Raw genomic sequence first — 937 nt, forward strand, 5'->3', positions numbered from 1 at the left:
TCCCTGGAGGGATTCAAGCCCGATCGGCAGCTGCGGGTGCGGAGCGTGGAGTCGCTTTAGGTTGCAATCAGATATACCTGGCCGCCGCAGAGCTTGGACATGTCATCGACGTCCGATGTCAGCATGGCGACTGGTCCCGGCTGCCGTAGCGCCACCTCGGCCCCTGTGGCGTCGATCGCGTATCTGTGGCCGTGCGGATTCGCTTCTTTGAGTAGCCGGGCGGAGGCTTTCGCGGTCTCCTTGGTGACCGGTTCGACCTTGATCCGCGAGAGCAGCCAGTTCAATCGAGGGATGTTTACCCCCGCATGACTGACCTCGATGATTGTGGTGGCGCTGATGACGAGGTCGGACTCCAATTCGCTGAAGATTTGGATCATGGCGGCGACCTGGCGGTCCTGAACGATCCAGGCCGACAGACCCGCGCGGTCCAGGACAACCGTCTCGATGCGCTTGGTCACGCTGTCGTGTCTTCGGTGACGTCGGCGGCGTCGAAGAGCCTGGCCCGCGCGTCGGCCAGTTCCTCCTGCGTGAATGTGCCGGATTCATCCTGGTAGCGCTGCAGTTCGTCGATGAGCAGCCTGTGCCGGATCTGGCGTGCGACAGCCTCGGCGACGTAGCCGGAAACATTGTCTGTGATTTTTTTCAGTTCGGCGACCTAGTCGCTGGGCAGCGTGACCGTGATACGCGTGGTAGCGGACGTGCATCGATCATATCGTGGTATGCGCTTCCGTCGGTCGTCGGATATTCCTTGATCCAAGGATGGCCAGGACCGGCAGGTGGCGCTGGGGCGAACAGCTCTCGGAGCGGGTACGCGATGATGTTCGGATGCTATCGCCGGACGCCTCCGGGCGTTACCAGCCGCTCGCCACACCGACGCCGGTGAACTCCAGGCCACAGCAGGCTCGCTGGGCCGACGCGATGAAGAAGGCGCTCGGCC

General features: G+C 62.9%; 2 protein-coding genes. Both read right to left on the minus strand.

The window, feature by feature from the left end:
* Nucleotides 1-56: 56 nt before the first annotated feature.
* On the minus strand, nucleotides 57-458 hold the full coding sequence (locus tag MJ783_RS14810; protein ID WP_239311024.1) for a hypothetical protein: 402 nt from the start codon (nucleotides 456-458) through the stop codon (nucleotides 57-59).
* Nucleotides 455-646, minus strand: coding sequence for a hypothetical protein (locus MJ783_RS23725; protein WP_370651635.1), 192 nt, complete (start codon nucleotides 644-646; stop codon nucleotides 455-457). Before MJ783_RS23725 ends, MJ783_RS14810 begins: the two co-directional genes overlap by 4 nt.
* Nucleotides 647-937 lie beyond the last annotated feature (291 nt).

The organism is Protofrankia sp. Cj3 (assembly GCF_917627355.1).
Lineage (GTDB): Bacteria > Actinomycetota > Actinomycetes > Frankiales > Frankiaceae > Protofrankia.